General features: G+C 38.8%; 13 protein-coding genes, 2 pseudogenes and 2 riboswitches. Of the genes and pseudogenes, 6 read left to right on the top strand and 9 right to left on the bottom strand.

Annotated elements, in window-relative coordinates; genetic code table 11:
* Positions 1-88: 88 nt before the first annotated feature.
* From ribH to A2U94_RS11355, 4 genes are all read right to left on the bottom strand, one after another.
* A complete protein-coding gene (gene ribH, locus A2U94_RS11370) occupies positions 89-559 on the bottom strand; it encodes a 6,7-dimethyl-8-ribityllumazine synthase (RefSeq protein ID WP_025909182.1) in 471 nt (156 codons plus the stop codon).
* Positions 560-605: 46 nt separating this feature from the next.
* Complete coding sequence (locus A2U94_RS11365) at positions 606-1799, bottom strand: bifunctional 3,4-dihydroxy-2-butanone-4-phosphate synthase/GTP cyclohydrolase II (protein ID WP_062687213.1); 1194 nt, start codon at positions 1797-1799, stop codon at positions 606-608.
* 16 nt (positions 1800-1815) lie between these two features.
* A complete protein-coding gene (ribE, locus tag A2U94_RS11360; RefSeq protein WP_025909180.1) occupies positions 1816-2472 on the bottom strand; it encodes a riboflavin synthase in 657 nt (218 codons plus the stop codon).
* 216 nt (positions 2473-2688) lie between these two features.
* A riboswitch (FMN riboswitch) is annotated at positions 2689-2836 on the bottom strand.
* Positions 2837-2929: 93 nt separating this feature from the next.
* A complete protein-coding gene (locus A2U94_RS11355; RefSeq protein ID WP_025909179.1) occupies positions 2930-3958 on the bottom strand; it encodes a YkvI family membrane protein in 1029 nt (342 codons plus the stop codon).
* A gap of 199 nt (positions 3959-4157) precedes the next feature.
* On the opposite strand from A2U94_RS11355, the gene A2U94_RS11350 reads away from it, so the two are divergent.
* The 5 genes from A2U94_RS11350 (at position 4158) to A2U94_RS11330 (ending at position 13634) form a co-directional block, all read left to right on the top strand.
* Positions 4158-5060, top strand: coding sequence for an aldo/keto reductase (locus A2U94_RS11350; RefSeq protein WP_025909178.1), 903 nt, complete (start codon positions 4158-4160; stop codon positions 5058-5060).
* Positions 5061-5593: 533 nt separating this feature from the next.
* A riboswitch (SAM riboswitch) is annotated at positions 5594-5696 on the top strand.
* Positions 5697-5807: 111 nt separating this feature from the next.
* Entirely contained in the window at positions 5808-7646 is a 1839-nt protein-coding gene (locus A2U94_RS11345; RefSeq protein ID WP_025909177.1) for a bifunctional homocysteine S-methyltransferase/methylenetetrahydrofolate reductase, read from the top strand.
* Positions 7647-11090: a methionine synthase gene (metH, locus tag A2U94_RS11340; RefSeq protein WP_025909176.1), complete on the top strand. Its 3444-nt coding sequence runs from the start codon at positions 7647-7649 to the stop codon at positions 11088-11090.
* A 176-nt stretch (positions 11091-11266) separates the two neighbouring features.
* Positions 11267-12703, top strand: a complete 1437-nt coding sequence (locus A2U94_RS11335) for a carbon starvation CstA family protein (RefSeq protein ID WP_025909175.1) — start codon at positions 11267-11269, stop codon at positions 12701-12703.
* Between the two features lie 127 nt (positions 12704-12830).
* Complete coding sequence (locus tag A2U94_RS11330) at positions 12831-13634, top strand: Cof-type HAD-IIB family hydrolase (RefSeq protein WP_025909174.1); 804 nt, start codon at positions 12831-12833, stop codon at positions 13632-13634.
* Positions 13635-13666: 32 nt separating this feature from the next.
* Here A2U94_RS11330 and A2U94_RS11325 read toward each other — a convergent pair whose 3' ends face one another.
* The 4 genes from A2U94_RS11325 to A2U94_RS11310 all read right to left on the bottom strand — a co-directional run bounded on the left by A2U94_RS11325 (position 13667) and on the right by A2U94_RS11310 (position 17523).
* A complete protein-coding gene (locus A2U94_RS11325) occupies positions 13667-13873 on the bottom strand; it encodes a hypothetical protein (protein ID WP_025909173.1) in 207 nt (68 codons plus the stop codon).
* Between the two features lie 50 nt (positions 13874-13923).
* Positions 13924-14256 carry a hypothetical protein gene (locus A2U94_RS11320; protein WP_025909172.1) on the bottom strand — a complete coding sequence of 111 codons (333 nt, stop codon included), beginning with the start codon at positions 14254-14256 and terminating at the stop codon, positions 13924-13926.
* 465 nt (positions 14257-14721) lie between these two features.
* Entirely contained in the window at positions 14722-16017 is a 1296-nt protein-coding gene (locus A2U94_RS11315; RefSeq protein WP_025909171.1) for an NCS2 family permease, read from the bottom strand.
* A gap of 189 nt (positions 16018-16206) precedes the next feature.
* Positions 16207-17523, bottom strand: a complete 1317-nt coding sequence (locus tag A2U94_RS11310) for a short-chain fatty acid transporter (RefSeq protein ID WP_025909170.1) — start codon at positions 17521-17523, stop codon at positions 16207-16209.
* A 402-nt stretch (positions 17524-17925) separates the two neighbouring features.
* Between A2U94_RS11310 and A2U94_RS20655 the strand changes: the two are divergent.
* Positions 17926-18178: pseudogene (locus tag A2U94_RS20655) on the top strand (SDR family oxidoreductase); the annotation flags it as partial.
* A gap of 403 nt (positions 18179-18581) precedes the next feature.
* Here A2U94_RS20655 and A2U94_RS21550 read toward each other — a convergent pair.
* Positions 18582-18768 (bottom strand): annotated as a pseudogene (locus A2U94_RS21550) (IS701-like element ISPlan1 family transposase); the annotation flags it as partial.

Below are 18768 nucleotides of genomic sequence, written 5' to 3'. Positions count from 1 at the left end.
ATAGGGTAAAACCTTTCCTGTAAATTATACATTTGTAAATAGTTTAAAAAACGCTTGCTACAGTTCTAGACTGCAACAAGCGCTTTTATTACCCTTCAATTAAACGAGACAAATTTGCCATCTCAATAGCAGAAGCTGCTGCTTCCCATCCTTTGTTACCGGCTTTTGTACCTGCACGTTCAATCGCTTGTTCAATTGTTTCCGTTGTCAGTACACCAAAGATAATTGGTACGCCCGTTTGTAGACTCTGTGAAGCAACGCCTTTTGCTACTTCGTTACAAACAAAATCAAAGTGTGGTGTTGCGCCGCGAATAACTGTTCCTAACGTAATCACCGCATCATACTTTTTTGATTCTGCGAATTTTTTTGCAATTAACGGAATTTCGTATGCGCCAGGTACCCAAGCAATGTCCACATCTGCTTCTGCTACACCATGACGTTTTAGCGCGTCTTGCGCTCCGCCTAGCAATCGGCTTGTAATAAATTCATTAAAACGCCCGACTACAATTGCAACTTTTAATCCAGTACCAACTAAATTCCCCTCAAACACATGACTCATTTTCTATTCCTCCTAGTTTTTTATGTTTTATGTGTAAATTAAATAATTAAAAATGTAATAAGTGACCTAGTTTCGTCGCTTTTGTATTTAAATATTTCTCATTTTCGACTTCCTTTGGCATTTCAATTGGAAGACGTTCAACTACCTCGAGATCATAACCTTTTAAACCGGTAATTTTACGCGGGTTATTGGTTAAAAGCTTCATCTTTTTCACGCCTAAATCCTTTAAAATTTGCGCACCAATCCCATATTCACGAAGGTCATCAGCAAACCCTAATTTTTCATTAGCCTCAACCGTGTCATATCCCTGCTCTTGCAGTTCATATGCTTTTAATTTATTTATTAACCCAATACCTCTTCCTTCTTGACGCATATAAAGAAGGATTCCCGATTGTTCCTCTTCAATTTTTGACAGTGCTGCATGAAGCTGTGGTCCACAATCGCAGCGTTTGGATCCAAAAATATCGCCAGTTAAACACTCAGAATGAACACGAACAAGAACAGGTTCTTCGGGATTAATTTTACCTTTTACAATAGCTACATGTTCTTTATCATCAATTTTATTTGTATATCCAATCGCCTTAAAGTCACCAAAAGCAGTTGGTAATTGAATTTCTACCTCGCGCTTTACAAGCTCATCATGCTTGCGACGATATGCAATAAGATCTTTAATTGTAATCATTTTTAAGTCAAATTGCTCTGCGATCACAGCAAGGTCTGCCACGCGTGCCATAGTTCCATCTTCTTTCATGATTTCACAAATAACACCCGCAGGCTTACCTCCAGCAAGAAGTGCTAAGTCAACGGCAGCTTCTGTATGACCTGCACGTCGTAATACTCCTCCTTTTTTCGCAATTAAAGGAAATACGTGACCCGGTCTACGAAAGTCTGTAGCTTTAGCTTTATCATCAATTAATGCTTGAATGGTTGCCGAACGCTCATGAGCACTAATTCCCGTTGTTGTTGATACATGATCAACACTAACAGTAAAAGCTGTACCATGCATATCCGTATTGGTTGTTACCATAGGATTAAGCTCTAATTTAGCAGCAACTTCTTCTGTGATTGGTGTACAAATCAAACCTCGACCATGCGTTGCCATGAAGTTAACGATTTCGGGAGTAGTCGTTTCAGCTAGTGAAATAAAATCCCCTTCGTTTTCGCGGTCTTCATCATCACAAACAATAACCACTTTACCTTTTTTTAAATCATCAATTGCTTCTTCTACTGTGTGAAACATTTTTCTCACCTCTCTTTTAATTTGTAAACCCGTGCTTTTCGAGTAAACTTTGCATATTGGAAGGTTTCGGTGCAGGAGCAGATGAAGGTTTCATCATCATTTCTTTAATATATTTGGCTAACATATCACATTCAATGTTAACAACATCTCCTCGTTCTTTTCTTCCAATAATTGTTTCTTTGGCAGTATGCGGAATTAAAGAAATTGTAAAAGAATGATCTGTAACATTAAATATCGTTAAGCTTGTCCCATCAACAGTAACAGAGCCCTTTAACATCATATAATGACGAAGGCTAGGGTCTACCTTAATTTCATAATATACAGCATTGCCTCTTCGCTCTTTATTCACAATTGTACCGATACCATCAACATGCCCACTCACAAAATGACCACCAAACCGTCCATTTGCGCTCATCGCACGCTCTAAATTAACCTTTGAGCCCACGGTCAATAATTGGAGCGTACTCGCTTTGATTGTTTCAGGCATCACGTCAACGGTAAATCGATTAGTTGAAAATGAAGTCACTGTCAGACACACACCATTAACTGCAATACTGTCTCCTAGAGACACGTCCTGTAGGACAACACGTGCTTCAATGGTTAATACAATTGCTTCTTTTCCTTTGTTAATTTGTTTCACTTGACCAATTTCTTCAATAATTCCTGTAAACATTCTTTCACCTTCTTTCCCCATACAATGTACGCAAAAAGCCCCCTTAAACAAGTGTCCAAGGGGGTTGTTTTTAGAATCAGTGTATACAAAGCATCCACAAACAAGATAGCACTTAATAGCCATCTCACTTTGCGGTATACTAAATAAGCAGTTGGATATAACGGTTTTCTAAAAAAGCCATTACGCCTATGTAATCGCTACACATCCACTGTGCTCCTGATCCTTCTCCCATCCAGACTTTTACTGTCGGCTCTAGATTTTAACTAGATCCACCGTTATCGAAAAATACGAAAACGGGTCACGGGCTTAAAGGCATTGCCTTATCACCGCCGGTTGGGACTTACACCCGACCCCGAAGGATATTTATGTCGACAATATCTGTCGAATTTGACCTTATTATAGCAAAGCTTTAAACAGTTGTCACACTTTTTAACACATTTTCACTTAACTTACAGAGTTAACTTTTTTCTTTTTTGATACAGAGCATAACTAAAAGTGCTAATCCAATATAGCCGAAAATCGGATACAGCACCTTCAACAACTCTCCATACCCAACCTGTGCAACTAGAAAACATAGCGCAAAGATAAAGGCAAAAGCTCGCTGATTTGAGATTGGCAATATGGATTGAATCTGTCTAGCAATTCCAAATACATTTCCAATTAGTGTGGTGAAAATCTCTCCAAAAACTACTAGTAAAAAGAGCCAATTAACGAAAAGGCCAATATGTTTTACTACTTCACTCATTGGAATATCTAAATGGTATGCATACGGCAAGTTTGAAAGAGCTAAATGCGTTGCCACCATCATAAATGTTAAACCAATTCCTCCTAAAACCGCACCGTTTTTAATGACTTTTCTATCTTTCACTTCACTTCCTAAAGGAACAAGGACGGCTTGTGCTAATGCTAAATTAAGAGCCACATACAAAAAAGGACTAATCAGCCAGTTCCAATCCCCTTGAAAATGAACCGTTGACACTTGTAAAAATGAAAAATCAGGAGCGTGTGGAATAAAGATTAAAATTGAAAAAGCAAGCATCATTGGCACTACAAGTGAATTAACAAATAGTAACCCATTAATTCCTTTGGACACTGATATGTATGCTAAACCAATTGTAAGAAGCATACCCACCTGTGGCCAAAGTCCAAACTGTTCGGCTGCAATTGCTCCCGTACTCGCTAGCATAACGGATGTGACTCCAAACAAAATAATAATGGTAAATCCATTAATCAGCTTCCCCATAAATGTACCGAATAGATGCGTATTTAACGTTTGATAAGACGTTGCATCAATCGATTGTGCAATAAGCATCATTTTTGACCCTAACCAAATAAAGAACAAACCGCTAATTAAAATTCCGAATAAACCCATTGAGCCATACTGAGTAAAAAATTGAACAATTTCTTTACCCGTTGCAAACCCAGCCCCCACTACCGTACCGATATAGGTAGCAGCTACTTGTAGCGTCAGCTTCCATTTACTCAAGTTCTCCACCTCATTTTCTTGGAACTCACTATTTTTTATTCTTTATGACAACATGTCTTATCGCTCAGAAAAGCAGCTTGTACTAAACTATATGTAGAGGCAAAGTAAAAATGACGAATCTTTAAAAATGTAATCGCTTTATCTATCTGTTATAATCAAAGCGAATTTACTATCTAGTTCTTTTGAAAGGGTTGAAGGTATGCAATACATAAAGCTAGCGGAAGATTTAAAGTTTTCAAGAATTATTCATGGGTTATGGCGTTTAGCCGATTGGAACTTATCAACAAATGATACGCAAACTCTAATTGAACAATGCTTAGATCGAGGTATTACTACATTTGACCATGCGGATATTTATGGTAACTACAGCTGTGAAAAGTTATTTGGGCAAGCGTTAGCGCAAAAGCCTTCTTTACGCGAGTCTATGCAACTTGTTACAAAATGTGGCATTAAGCTAACGTCTGATAAATATCCAGAGCGTAAAATTAATTTTTATGATACGAGCAAAGAACATATCATCAACAGCGCCAACCAGTCATTAAAGAATTTAAATACGGACTATATAGATGTTTTACTCCTCCACCGTCCAGATCCTTTTATGGATCCACAAGAAGTAGCAGATGCGTTTATTCAGCTTAAAGAAGAAGGAAAAGTACGCTACTTTGGAGTCTCGAACTTTAAACGTTCACAGTTTGATTTACTTCAATCGTTCTTACCTTTTTCACTTATTACGAATCAAATTGAAGTCTCGCCTACTTATTTAAACCATTTTGAAGAAGGCACAATTGAACAATGCCAGCAGCATAAGATAGCGCCGATGGCCTGGTCACCACTAGGTGGCGGCTCCATCTTCACTGCTGAAGATGAGCGTTCCATTCGCGTTCGAAACAAGCTAACAGAAATCGGTGAAGAAATTGGAGCGAAATCGTTAGATCAAGTTGTCTATGCTTGGTTACTAGCTCACCCAGCTACTATTATGCCGATTGTCGGGTCTGGAAAAATGAACCGCATTGATGTAGCTATTCAAGCGTTGGACTTAAAGGTGAATCGCATGCAGTGGTTCCAAATTTTAGAGGCTTCTAAAGGACGACCTGTTGATTAAACCTATTTAGATAATTTCTTTTCTAACACGTAGATTTCAACAATTTAATTCAATGCACTCCGAGGCTGAGAAATAAGTAATTCAGCCAATGATAAACCTGAACGGTTGAGAGTTCCTCACTTTTAATCGTTCAGGTTTTTTATTGATTGTGAAAACAATGTTGAAAATAGGCTGGAATGAAGCGTAGCGTAGGACACTCGACTCCTGCGGGAAAGAGAGGGAAAACTGAGATCCCAAAGCGCAGGGAGGAAGCTCAGGTTCCTCCCCGCGGAAAGCGAGTGGCCATAGCGCAATGGAACGAACGTGTTCTGACAACGTAAAGAGGTGAGAAAAGGGAGTGTTGGTATTTTTGGAAATTTGTTTTGTTATGCCCACCCTCTTCTTATGATTTATTAGTGAAATTTTCGAAATTGTCTTGTATAATATACAAAAATCAGATAAATTAGATAATAAGATTAAATTTCATCTTTATCGTTCGTTTCTTTTTAAGTAAACATATCGCAGAATGAACTAAAATAATAATCATATATGGATTCTTATCACGAGAGGTGGAGGGACTGGCCCTTTGAAACCTCAGCAACCAGTCGAAATGACATGGTGCTAAATCCAGCAAGCAAATCGCTTGGAAGATAAGAAGAAGAAATAAAGTCTTCTTCTTACAGAAGGCTTTTTTTGTTAATTCATTTTCTTTTTTTATTTGAACACAACTGATAACAGATGAAATAGAACGTTTAAGGAGGTTTTCAAATGGGGTTACTTGAAGATTTACAATCACGCATTTTAATAGGAGATGGTGCAACTGGTACCCTTCTGTATTCACATGGAATTGATAGCTGCTTTGAAGAGCTAAACATCACAAAAAAAGAAGAGATTCAGCGCATTCATCGTGCATATGTAGAAGCAGGTGCAGATGTCATTCAAACCAATACATATGCTGCCAATTATCAAAAGCTTGCACGATATGGTTTAGAAGATGCTGTCAAAGATATTAACATTTCAGCCGTCAGAATTGCAAAGCAAGCTGCTAAGAAAGATGCATACGTGGTCGGTACACTAGGGGGCATTCGCTCATTTCAAAAAAACGCCATCTCAACAGAAGAAGTAAAGCGAAGCATTCGCGAGCAGCTATTTTGGCTGTTAAATGAAGGCGTTGACGGCTTGCTATTTGAAACCTACTACGATTTTGAAGAATTAAAAACGGTGTTGTCCTTGGCTAGAAAAGAGACATCAAAACCAATCATTACGCATGTTTCACTCCATGATATTGGCGTATTACAAAATGGAACATCCCTTTATGATGCGTTTCAAGAGTTAGAATCTTTAGGTGCAGATGTTGTCGGTCTGAACTGTCGTTTAGGCCCTTCTCATATGATTCAATCGCTTGAAGAAGTTCCGCTTTTAGATCGTGCTTTCTTATCAGCTTATCCAAATGCAAGCTTACCAGCTTATGTAGAAGGAAAAGTGGAGTACGCTACAAATCAAGAGTATTTCGTTGAAAGCGCCAAAGCTTTTCGCAATCAAGGCGTTCGTTTAGTAGGTGGATGCTGCGGTACTACGCCCGCTCATGTTCAAGCGATGTCACAAGCATTGAAGCATGAAAAGCCTATTACGCAAAAGAAAGTAAAGATTAGACCAGTTGTAGAAATCAAAGAACAAGAACAAACAAAGGAACCACACCTCCATGATCTTGTGAAAGAAAGGCGTTCAATTATCGTTGAGCTTGATCCACCAAAACAGCTCGGACCAACAAAATTTTTAGATGGTGCAAAAGCTCTTCATAAGGCTGGTGTTGATGCGGTTACCCTTGCAGATAATTCTCTGGCATCACCTCGAGTAAGCAACTTAGCAATGGCATCGCTTATGCAGCAGCAAACGGATGCTCGACCGCTTGTTCATATTACGTGTCGTGACCGTAACTTAATCGGACTTCAATCCCATTTAATGGGACTTCATACACTTGGCATTAACCAAGTATTAGCCATTACAGGAGATCCATCAAAGATTGGAGATTTCCCTGGAGCTACATCCGTTTATGATGCCTCTTCATTCGATTTAATTAGCTTAATTGCTCAATTTAATGAAGGATTATCCTATTCAGGAAAGCCACTTGGACAAAAAACCAATTTTTCAATCGCAGCGGCATTTAACCCAAACGTTCGACATTTAGACCGTGCAGTTGTCAGACTTGAAAAGAAAATTTCATACGGTGCTCACTATTTTATTACACAGCCGCTATACTCAACAAAACAAATTGAAGAAGTGTACGAAGCAACGAAACATTTAGATGCTCCAATTTATATCGGCATCATGCCACTAACAAGTGCTCGTAACGCTCGCTTCATTCATCATGAAGTACCCGGAATTAAATTGTCGGAAGATATTTTAGCACGCATGGATGCTACTGGAGAAGATCGAATTAAAGGTGAAGTTGAAGGATTAGCAATTGCAAAAGACTTAATCGATACTGCCTATGAATTATTTAATGGTATCTATTTGATTACACCGTTTTTGCGCTACGAAATGACCGAGATTTTAACTCGTTATATCAACGATAAACAGCTTGTAACGACAGAAAGGAAGAACTAAATGACCTCATTAATTCAAGAACAATTACAAAAGCGAATATTAATTATTGATGGTGCAATGGGAACCATGATTCAAGACGCAAATTTAACAGCTGCTGATTTTGGTGGCGAAGAGTACGATGGTTGTAATGAGTATTTAACCCTAACAGCTCCTCACGTTATTCAGCGTATTCACGAAGAATATTTCGCTGCAGGTGCTGATATTATTGAAACCAATACGTTTGGCTCTACTTCCATTGTATTAGATGAGTACGATTTAGGTCACCTTGCCTACGAGCTAAACATCGAAGCTGTAAAGCTAGCGGTGGCAGCACGAGATAAGTTTTCAACGCCTGAGTGGCCAAGGTTTGTAGCCGGAGCTATTGGTCCTACAACAAAAACATTGTCGGTAACGGGCGGAGTTACCTTTCAAGAATTGGTCGAGTCGTACGAAGAACAAGTTCGTGGATTATTAGACGGTGGCGTTGACCTCCTTCTGGTGGAGACGTGTCAAGATATGCTAAACGTAAAAGCCGCTTTTTTAGGAATTACAGCTGCATTTGAAGCATCGGGCAAAGAGCTTCCTATTATGATTTCAGGAACAATCGAACCGATGGGAACGACGCTGGCGGGCCAAGATATTGAATCTTTCTATCTATCATTAGAGCATATCAAGCCTCTATCTGTTGGCTTAAATTGTGCTACTGGCCCTGAGTTTATGACGGATCATATTCGCTCTTTATCTGAATTAGCAACGTCTGCTGTTAGCTGTTACCCAAATGCTGGCCTTCCAGATGAAGAAGGTAACTACCATGAATCACCTGAACTTCTTGCTCAAAAAATTAAAAGCTTTGCGGACAAAGGTTGGTTGAATTTTGTTGGTGGCTGTTGCGGTACTACGCCTGCTCACATTAAGGCGTTGGCTGAAGCTGTGAAAGACGTCTCTCCTCGTCCATTAAATCGACCTGAGCATAACCATGCTGTTTCTGGAATTGAGTCATTAATTTACGATGACTCCATGCGTCCTTTGTTTGTAGGTGAACGTACCAACGTTATCGGCTCACGTAAATTTAAGCGCCTTATTGCAGAAGGAAAGATTGAAGAAGCTTCTGAAATCGCGCGCGCTCAAGTAAAAAATGGTGCACATGTTATTGATATTTGCTTAGCCGATCCCGATCGCGATGAAATTGAAGATATGGAACTGTTTATCCAAGAGGTTGTGAAAAAAGTCAAAGTCCCTCTTGTTATTGATTCAACGGACGAAGCCGTAATTGAACGTGCCCTCACCTACTCACAGGGTAAAGCAATTATTAACTCCATTAACTTAGAAGATGGCGAAGAGCGGTTCGATGCCATCTTACCGCTTGTAAAAAAATTCGGTGCTGCTCTTGTGGTTGGTACAATTGATGAAGAAGGTATGGCGGTTACCGCTGAGCGAAAGCTTGAAATTGCGAAGCGCTCACACGATTTACTGGTTCAAAAACATGGATTCAACCCTAAAGATATTATTTTTGATCCGCTTGTTTTCCCTGTTGGTACAGGTGACGAACAGTATATTGGCTCTGCGGAAGAAACGGTAAAAGGAATTAAAATGATTAAAGAAGCATTGCCTGACTGTCAAACAATTCTCGGCGTCAGTAACGTATCGTTTGGCTTACCGCCTGTTGGGCGTGAAGTGCTAAACGCTGTATACCTCTATCACTGTACGCAAGCTGGTCTTGACTATGCCATTGTAAATACTGAAAAGTTAGAGCGCTATGCGTCCATCCCTGAAGCAGAAATTAAGCTAGCAGACGCGTTACTGTTTACTACTAACGATGAAACGTTAAGCTCGTTTACAGACTTTTATCGTGATAAAAAGAAAGAGTCAAAAATCGAAGTATCGAATTTAAACCTTGAAGAACGTTTAGCTATGTATATTGTAGAAGGAACAAAAGAAGGACTGCTCCCGGATCTGCAAGAAGCGCTTGCTAAATATGATGACCCATTGGATATTATTAACGGTCCATTAATGAATGGAATGGCAGAGGTTGGGCGCTTGTTTAATGATAACCAGCTAATCGTCGCCGAAGTTCTCCAAAGTGCTGAAGTCATGAAAGCATCCGTTGCCTTTTTAGAGCCGCATATGGAAGCGTCAGAAAACGATTCTGGTAAAGGGAAAGTGATTTTAGCTACAGTTAAAGGTGATGTACATGATATCGGTAAAAATTTAGTCGACATTATTTTAAGCAACAACGGATTTAAAGTGATCGATTTAGGAATTAAAGTAACGCCTCAACAGCTCATTGAAGCTGTGCAAAAGGAAAAGCCTGATATCATTGGCTTATCCGGCCTACTAGTAAAATCAGCTCAGCAGATGGTATTAACAGCTCAGGATCTTACGCAATCTAAGATCAACGTGCCTATTATGGTAGGAGGCGCTGCGCTATCTCGTAAGTTTACTGATTTTAAAATTGCACCTGAATACGAAGGTGCTGTTCTATATGCTAAAGACGCAATGGATGGCTTATCGCTTGCCAATAAGCTTCAGGACAAAGAAGAGATTACACAGCTTCTTGAAGATTTAAAAGTTCGTCAAGAAAAGAAAGTCACGTTTAAAGAGCGAAAACATCAGGAAAACACAACTGCAACAGCTGTGTTACAACGGTCTGCTGTATCAACGGATGCTCCGGTGTTTATTCCATCTGATTTAAAACGTCACGTTGTGAAGCATTACGATTTGGCGCAAGTTTTACCCTACATTAACTGGCAAATGCTTTTAGGCCATCATCTAGGACTTAAAGGTAAAGTTAATAAATTACTTGCTGAAAAAGATGAACGAGCCGTTCAATTAAAAGAAACGGTAGATGAATTGCTGGAATTAGCTCTAAAGGAAAACTTAATTAAGCCAGCTGTTATCTATCAATTCTTCCCTGCGCAGTCAGATGGAAATGATTTAATTATCTATGACCCTTCTGACCAGAAGACAGAAATTGAGCGCTTCACGTTCCCGCGTCAAGAGAAAGGACAGTTCTTGTGCTTATCTGATTTTGCCAAGCCTGTTGAGAAAGAAATGGATTACGTCTGCTTCTTCTCAGTTACAGCCGGTACAGGAATCCGCGAACGTGCCGCTCAGTTTAAAGAAAACGGTGAGTTTCTAAAGAGTCACGTTTTCCAAGCGCTAGCACTTGAACTAGCAGAAGGCTTGGCAGAACGTGTTCATCAACAAATTCGAGACCGTTGGGGCTTCCCTGACTCTCCAGATTTTACTATGGCAGAAAGATTTTCAGCTAAGTATCAAGGACAACGCTTCTCTTTTGGCTACCCGGCATGTCCAGACTTAGAAGATCAAGCCAAGCTATTTAAGTTGATTGAGCCTGAAGATATAGGTATTCAACTTACGGACGGCTTTATGATGGAGCCTGAGGCTTCCGTTACCGCTCTTGTGTTCGCTCATCCAGAAGCTAAATATTTTAACGTCCTATAATAAATAAAGAAAAATCCATCGTTATCTAACGGTGGATTTTTCCTATTCAAACATTAAAAAACTAAAAAAATTAACTTTTCTAAAAAAATACCTTGTCACCTCCTCTGACATTTGTTAGGATAAGAATATTAAATTTTCAAATAATTAAAACTTTTGTTTTTTAGGAGGATGTTCACATGGTTACTTTTTTCGCTTCTATTGCCCTTTTAATCGGGGGATATGCCATTTACTCAAAAGTGGTTGAGCGAATTTTCGTTATAGATCCAAACAAACAAACACCAGCGTATGAAAAGTTTGATTCATTAGACTACGTTCCGATGAAATGGTGGAAAGGTTCATTAATTCAACTCTTAAACATTGCAGGTCTTGGCCCCATCTTCGGAGCCGTTATGGGCGCTTTATACGGACCGGTAGCGTTCATCTGGATTGTCATCGGCTGTATCTTTGCAGGAGCTGTACATGATTACTTCTCTGGTATGCTATCTCTTCGCCATGGTGGAGCACAGTACCCAGCGCTAGTTGGTAAATATCTTGGAGCAAATATGAGAAAGATCATCAATGTCGTTTCTCTTGTGCTTATGATTTTAGTAGCGGCAGCTTTCACAGCTGGTCCAGCTCAGTTAATTACAAGCGTTACATCTTTACCTTTTATCGTATCGCTAATTATTATTTTTGCTTACTTTATTTTAGCGACGGTCCTACCCGTTAATAAAATTATTGGAAGAATTTATCCTTTATTCGGTGCAGTATTGATTTTCATGGCTGTCTCAATTGCATTTGCACTTATTTTCATTTCAAAAGAATCTGTACCAAATTTAACATTAGAAAACCTTCATCCACAAGAGCTGCCGATTTGGCCTCTATTAATGGTAACTATCTCATGTGGTGCTATTTCGGGCTTTCACTGTACGCAAAGTCCAATTGTTGCTCGTACACTAAAAAATGAAAAAGACGGACGCAAAGTATTTTTCGGCGCGATGATTGGAGAAGGAGTTATCACCTTAATTTGGGCAGCAGCTGCAATGACATTCTTCAACGGAACAGGTGGCCTTCAAGAAGCACTTGCTGCTGGTGGACCATCTGCGGTAGTAAATGAAATCTCAACATCGTGGCTTGGAACATTAGGAGGCATTCTCGCTATTTTAGGTGTTATCATTCTACCAATTACAACTGGGGATACGGCATTACGTTCATCTCGTATGATTTTAGAGGATCTTGTTAGTAAGAACCATAAAGAAGAAAAAGGAAATAAAAAAGCAACGTTTATTTATACATTATCCGTTGCGGTTCCAGCTTTTTATCTATCAACAATTGATTATTCATTCCTTTGGAGATACGTTGGCTGGACCAATCAAGTCGTTGCCACTGTCATGCTATGGACAGCTACCATTTACTTGCTTCAACATGCTAAAAACCATTGGATTTGCGGAATTCCATCTATGTTTATGACGGCGGTAGTTTGTTGCTATATCTTCTATGCTCCAGAAGGTTTAGGGTTAGATTATGGTTTATCAATGGGTATTGGTACAGTTCTTACTTTATTCGTAGGCGGTTGGTATATTAAACAGATTCGCACTTATACTAATCAAAACATTAATACACAAGTAGCATGATAAAAAGGCTTCCGATTCGAGGAAGCCTTTTTATATGAAATACAAGCGTTTTCTTGATACAATAAATACGCATGTATACTACTATTTATAAGAATATGACCGGTTCATTGAAAGGAGCTTTTTTAAGTTGATCAAACTATTTGTCAGCGACCTTGACGGTACGTTGCTTCATCAGGAAAAATATGTTGAAACACATAATATTGAAGCGTTAGTAAAGCTTCAAGAAAGCAATATTGATGTTTGTTTAGCATCAGGACGAATGGATAGTGAAATTCTAAAAATTTCGTCTGATATTCAAAATAACTTTCATCGAATTAGTCAAAATGGTGCGTTTGTTTGGACAAGAGATAATCATTCACTACACGCTAAGGTATTTGAAAGTGAGTTAGCTTCCAGCCTATACAAACAAACGCTAAATCCTAACCACGTCGTCTTAGTTTGTTCAAACGATACGAACTATGTAGAAACGAAAACCGACGTCATTAATGAAATTGAAAAGCATATGTTTTTCCCAATTGAGGAGCAGGAAAATATGCTCGACTCTTTTGGATTAAACCTCTCGCCATCTAAAATTACAATCCTTGGAGACCACTCAGAATTGGTAGCTCTTCAAGCTGATTTAACACATCAGTTTAAAGAGCAAATTGATGCCTACATTTCTGCCAAAAACTGTTTGGATATCATGCCAAAGCACATCAGCAAAGGAAATGCTATTCAAATCTTACTAGATCATTTAGGTTTACAACCTGAAGAAGTAGCATGCGTGGGTGATTCCTTTAATGATATTCCAATGTTTCACTTAACGCCGAATAGCTTTGCGATGGCCACAGCTCCTGAAGAAGTGAAAAAACACGCTTCTGCTGTTGTTTCATCCGTCAGTGAAGCAGCGGAAATTGTTTTAGCACGAAATAATAGCATCCCTACTAAATAAGAAAAAGTGCGAAGCGTCTGCCTCGCACTTTTTTAATGTCTCTTCCAAACTGCCCGGAGGTATTCTCCTAGGCTGTGCTGAGCACCATTATCTGTCTTGCCTGCTTTTACAAGAGCCTGAATACGTTCTCTCCTAACAATCATTAAGATCAGCGTCATCAAAAATAGAATGGAAATTCCCATTACAAATAGCGCTAATAATGATGCTACAATGGTTTCTGGCATTGTTAAAGATGACAAATTTACCTCTCTCCTTTCTTTTGTACAAAGGAAGGAGTTAGTTGAATCGCTTATCCTAAAAGATTCTTCTGTTCATATTCATTCTCTGCATACGATTTTAAATCCTGAATTTCTTGATATGCCTCTTCAAAACCTTGCTGTTTTGCTTTTTGATTCATATGGTTATACACCATCTTCACCTTACACACTGTTGCTTTAAGAGATGTTTCTGGGTCGGCATCTTCTTTTAAATGAACATTTGCCAAATCTACAATGGAGCGAGCTAATAACTCGACGCTATTGCGCAGCTCAACTTCGTTATAGACCGCACGATCTTGAAGCTTAAAACGAATAATCTCATTTGCTAACTCCCTCACACGTACAAACTGCTGCTGTTCATTCATAGTATTTCCGCAGTAAGAAACTTATACCCCACTCTTTAGGCGCAATAAGTAACTAGACTTCTTACCGCTGAGCTCCCCCTTTTATTAGGCCTAGTCTGCTTTTGATAAATAAAAAAAGCTTTTCTTATGTTATTTTACTATTAGATATTCGATAAAATAACTGCGTTTTCCTTTATCTCTTTCCCTTTAATTGCCGACATATTTTGCTTCTATTCCGACTTTAAATGCGCCAAAACATGATAAACAAACAGTAAAACCCCAACTGTTGTTAAAGTAGCTTCTACTGCTATAATAAGCGTCATGCTTTACGTATTAAGCATAGTCATCAAAAATAATCCTATCATCATAATAGGAAGCCCTAAGTTATGCAACCACGCATGAATTTTGTCTACCTTATTCCTTCTTTTAGGAGCTTAGAATCATCCATTCAAATAAAAAAGCAGCTGGCAATCCAGCTGCTTAACTTTATGCAATATAATGTAAAACAAAGTTCAAGAAAAATAACAACGCAATTACGTACATAAAAGCGGATACTTCACGCATTCTGCCGATTGCAAGCTTTAAAAGCGGGTATGCAATAAAACCAAAAGCGATACCATCAGCAATGCTGTACGTGAGCGGAATTAGAGCGATAATTAAAAACGCTGGGAAACCTTCTGATAGATCTTGGAGGTTGATGTTCTTGATATTTTGAATCATCAAACCACCAATAACAATCAAAATCGGTGCAATTGCACTATCTGGAATAAGCTTAATAAATGGAATAAAGAACAGTGAGCTTAAAAATAACACGCCTGTAATTAAAGACGTAAGTCCCGTTCTTCCACCTGCTGCAATACCTGATGCTCCTTCAACTGAAGCAACAGTTGGGCTCGTGCCAAGGAGACCTGCCAAAGAGGCAGAAACAGCGTTTGCTTGAAAAGCTTTTGAAAACTTTTCCTGTTGGTCCATCATGCCTAATTGGCCATGAATTAATCCAATGTTCTCGAATACAAGTACCATGGTTAGCGAGAACACCGCAGCCCAAAACGTAATTTGTCCAAGCGCTGTAAACGAAAAGGCACCGAAACCTGCAAAAAATTCTTGAAAGCTTGTAGAGGTGCTGCCGTTCGATTGATTTTGAACACCAAACAGCATTGCAATAAGCGTTCCAGCAATCATGCTGAGCAAAAAGTTTCCGCGTATATTTCGAATAAATAACACAATTGTAATCATCAATGTCAACAACGTACTAAGCACAAACGGATCTGATAGATTCCCTAATGCAACAAACGTTGTATCACTTGGAATAACCAATCCACCTTTTTGAAGCCCAATAAATGTTAAGAATAACCCGACTCCAACGGTAATTGCTTCTTTTAAAGAGTGCGGAATCGCAGCCACAAGCTTTGCAGATAGCCTTGAAAATGCAAGTAAAGTGAACAAAACGCCGGATATAAATACGGCAGCTAGTCCTTCTTGCCACGTTAATCCCATTGACTGTACCATTGTATACGTAAACAACGCGTTGATTCCCATACCTGGAACCAAAATAAGCGGGGCGTTTGCCCAAAACGCCATCAGTAAACAACCAATGACCGATACAGCCACCGTCGCAAAAATACCTGCTTCTAATGGGATGCCTGCATCTGATAAAATAGTTGAATTAATCGCAATGATATATACAATTGATAAAAAGGAAATAACGCCCGCAACGCTTTCTTTTCCAAGCGTTGTGTTATGATGTTTCAATTGAAACAAATTTTCTAATAACGCTTTCAAATTTTCTTCCTTCTTTTCTCAATATCCCTCACCCACCCAGTGTCTAAAAAAGCCACCGTGGCTATTATAGCAAAATCCGTGGCGGTTGCAAGAGAAATTTTACGTTTTCTACAGTATCGACTTCTACTGCATTTATAGTATCGGCATTTTTTGCATGCTTATCGATAACATCTTTTACTAATCGCTGTATTAAAAAATAAGCAATCCTAATGAAATAATGACGCCGCTTACTAACAAAATCATGACGCAATATCCCATGATATCTTTTGCTTTTAACCCAGCGATTGCAAGAGCTGGAAGCGCCCAAAATGGCTGAATCATATTCGTCCAAGCATCTCCCCAGGCTACTGCCATGGCAGCTTTTGCAGTTGGTACATCTAAAGCTTGAGCTGCGTCTAAAACTACCGGAGCCTGAACTGCCCACTGCCCTCCTCCGGACGGTACAAAAAAGTTAACAATTCCAGCACTCCAAAAAACAAACATCGCAAACGTTGTTTCAGTTGAAATCGAAACAAATGCTTCTGAAATCACAGTTGCTAACCCTGAAGATACCATGATGCCCATCAGCCCTGCATAAAATGGAAATTGAATAATAATGCCACTTGTTCCTTTTACAGCTTCTGTTACCGCTTTCAAAAAATTACGAGGCGTTCCATGAAATAAAATTCCCAGAAACAGAAACAGAAAATTGACAATATCTAAATTTAATAAAAGTCCTTTTTCCACGAAGTAATAACCTAAAAATACGATTCCCGCAGCCCCAATTGTCAATGAAATAATTCGGCTATTCTCTAAACGTGCTGCGGGCGTCATATGCTCAACCTCAGCCGATGCTGCTTGAAAGTCTTTTAACAGCTCAGGATCTACTACAAATGCTTCTTCCTTTGGTGGCATCATTAATCTATTCACAATCGGTACGGCTACAAACAAGGCGGCTACAATCACTAAGTTAAATGTAGAAAAAATGGTTTGACTTGTTGGAATAAGTCCAATCATGTCTTCTGCAAAATGACCAGGTGTCGCAATCGTTAAAGGAACAGAACCGGAAAGTCCTCCATGCCAAATGACAAAGCCGCTGTATGCACTCGCAATTAATAAACGATAGTCGACATACTTCACTTGTTTCGCTAATTCCTTTGAAAATAACGCACCTACAACCAGCCCAAATCCCCAGTTTATAAAGCTTGCTAGTAATGAGATAATCGATACAAGTACCACTGCTTGTCCTGGAGTCGAAGGCAAGCTAGCAAGGCGCGTTAATCCTTTTTTACATAAAGGACTGCTTGCTAATACGTGCCCCGTAACTAATACTAGAATCATTTGCATAGAAAAAGCTAATAACCCCCAGAAACCTTCTCCCCAGTACTGCACTAGATTTATTGGGGTACTATCTGTAAAGATAAGTCCAAATCCAAACACTGCAAATGTTAGGATAATGACAAATAAAAATGGATCTGGTAAATACCTTTGCATAATCCCATTAAAAAAACCAACTATGTGTTTCATAGAAGTTCCCCCTTATTCGACTTTTTCTGACGTCATGTATGATATTCGCTTTTTTTATTCTTTTTTCCTTTAAAACAGGAAAAGAAGTGAACCACAGCTCACTCCTTTTCTTTAAAAATCATGTTATACGATATTGCATATATTTCCTTATTCAGTTCACATGGGCATAAGCGGGATTTTTTAACATTTAAACTTATAACCCTTGACAAGTTTAAACGTTATGTTTAGAATTAACTTCCCTAGATTTGAAATATATAAGTGTACAATGTTAGAAATAGTTAGTCTTCCCTGTAATGAAGCACGCCCTGTGGGCGTGCTTCATTTTCATTTATTGAAATAAATACATATCTCAATTCCCCCAGGTAATATACTACCATCTTTTTATGACTGGAGAAGGATGTCATTACAGTAAATGCGCTTTGTCCTGGTTATGTAGATACGCCACTTGTTCGTAACCAACTTCAAGACTTAGCTAAAACACGTAACATCTCACTTGAGAAAGTATTAGAACAAGTAATCTACCCCCTCGTTCCACATCAGCGTTTGCTAACAGTTGATGAAATTGCTGATTATGCACTTTTCCTAGCAAGCGATAAAGCGAAAGGAGTGACAAGCCAAAGCCATTGTAATGGACGGCGGGTATACAGCTCAGTAAAAAATGACATAAAAAAGACGATGAATTTTGCGTTCATCGCCCATTTTATGAAAAGGATAAAATGATTGCATCTTTATAATGGAAAACCCTTTTTTGACCATTAGTTTAAGGCTTATTCTCCCCTTTATAAACCTCAAAACGCGCTATTATTGTATAAAGTCATCTCCCCAAACAACTTTATACAAACCAAACTGAAATCGCTTACAATCTTAACTTTATGAAATCATTTCCTTTTCGTTCTATGTTCATTAAACACTAATTTTTTCAAAATAGCAACCCTTTTTATCGGATTTCTTTAAGTATGTTCTAAAAGATGATATTTTTATATGAAGTCCTCATATTTTACTGATAATGAGCATTTTCCGATACAAATATTTCCATTCGATTAGAAATGATAGGTACCCTATGCCACTTGGAGCTCATTTTTAATTTGCTCAAGTGACGTTCCATTTGTGGTTTCACGATACACAAACTCAATGATACTGCCGATTTTTTGTTTTCTTATGCACTGAATGGCTAGGTTAAAGGCAGCCTTTCTAAGGTACATCGCAAAAACATAGGTGAACTGGACAATGGTCCAAAAACGCTTA

This window comes from Bacillus sp. VT 712 (assembly GCF_001614195.1).
Classification (GTDB): domain Bacteria; phylum Bacillota; class Bacilli; order Bacillales; family Bacillaceae_H; genus Priestia; species Priestia flexa.
The sequence above is the reverse complement of the archived record's forward strand: the minus strand, read 5'-3'. Positions and strand labels throughout refer to the sequence as shown.

Excerpts from the sequence above, each read along its gene's own strand:
- A2U94_RS11365 (WP_062687213.1), bottom strand. The coding sequence starts at position 1,799 with ATGTTTCACACAGTAGAAGAAGCAATTGATGATTTAAAAAAAGGTAAA.
- ribE (WP_025909180.1), bottom strand. The coding sequence starts at position 2,472 with ATGTTTACAGGAATTATTGAAGAAATTGGTCAAGTGAAACAAATTAAC.
- A2U94_RS11350 (WP_025909178.1), top strand. The coding sequence starts at position 4,158 with ATGCAATACATAAAGCTAGCGGAAGATTTAAAGTTTTCAAGAATTATT.
- A2U94_RS11335 (WP_025909175.1), top strand. The coding sequence starts at position 11,267 with ATGGTTACTTTTTTCGCTTCTATTGCCCTTTTAATCGGGGGATATGCC.
- A2U94_RS11345 (WP_025909177.1), top strand. The coding sequence starts at position 5,808 with ATGGGGTTACTTGAAGATTTACAATCACGCATTTTAATAGGAGATGGT.
- A2U94_RS11310 (WP_025909170.1), bottom strand. The coding sequence starts at position 17,523 with ATGAAACACATAGTTGGTTTTTTTAATGGGATTATGCAAAGGTATTTA.
- metH (WP_025909176.1), top strand. The coding sequence starts at position 7,647 with ATGACCTCATTAATTCAAGAACAATTACAAAAGCGAATATTAATTATT.
- A2U94_RS11320 (WP_025909172.1), bottom strand. The coding sequence starts at position 14,256 with ATGAATGAACAGCAGCAGTTTGTACGTGTGAGGGAGTTAGCAAATGAG.
- ribH (WP_025909182.1), bottom strand. The coding sequence starts at position 559 with ATGAGTCATGTGTTTGAGGGGAATTTAGTTGGTACTGGATTAAAAGTT.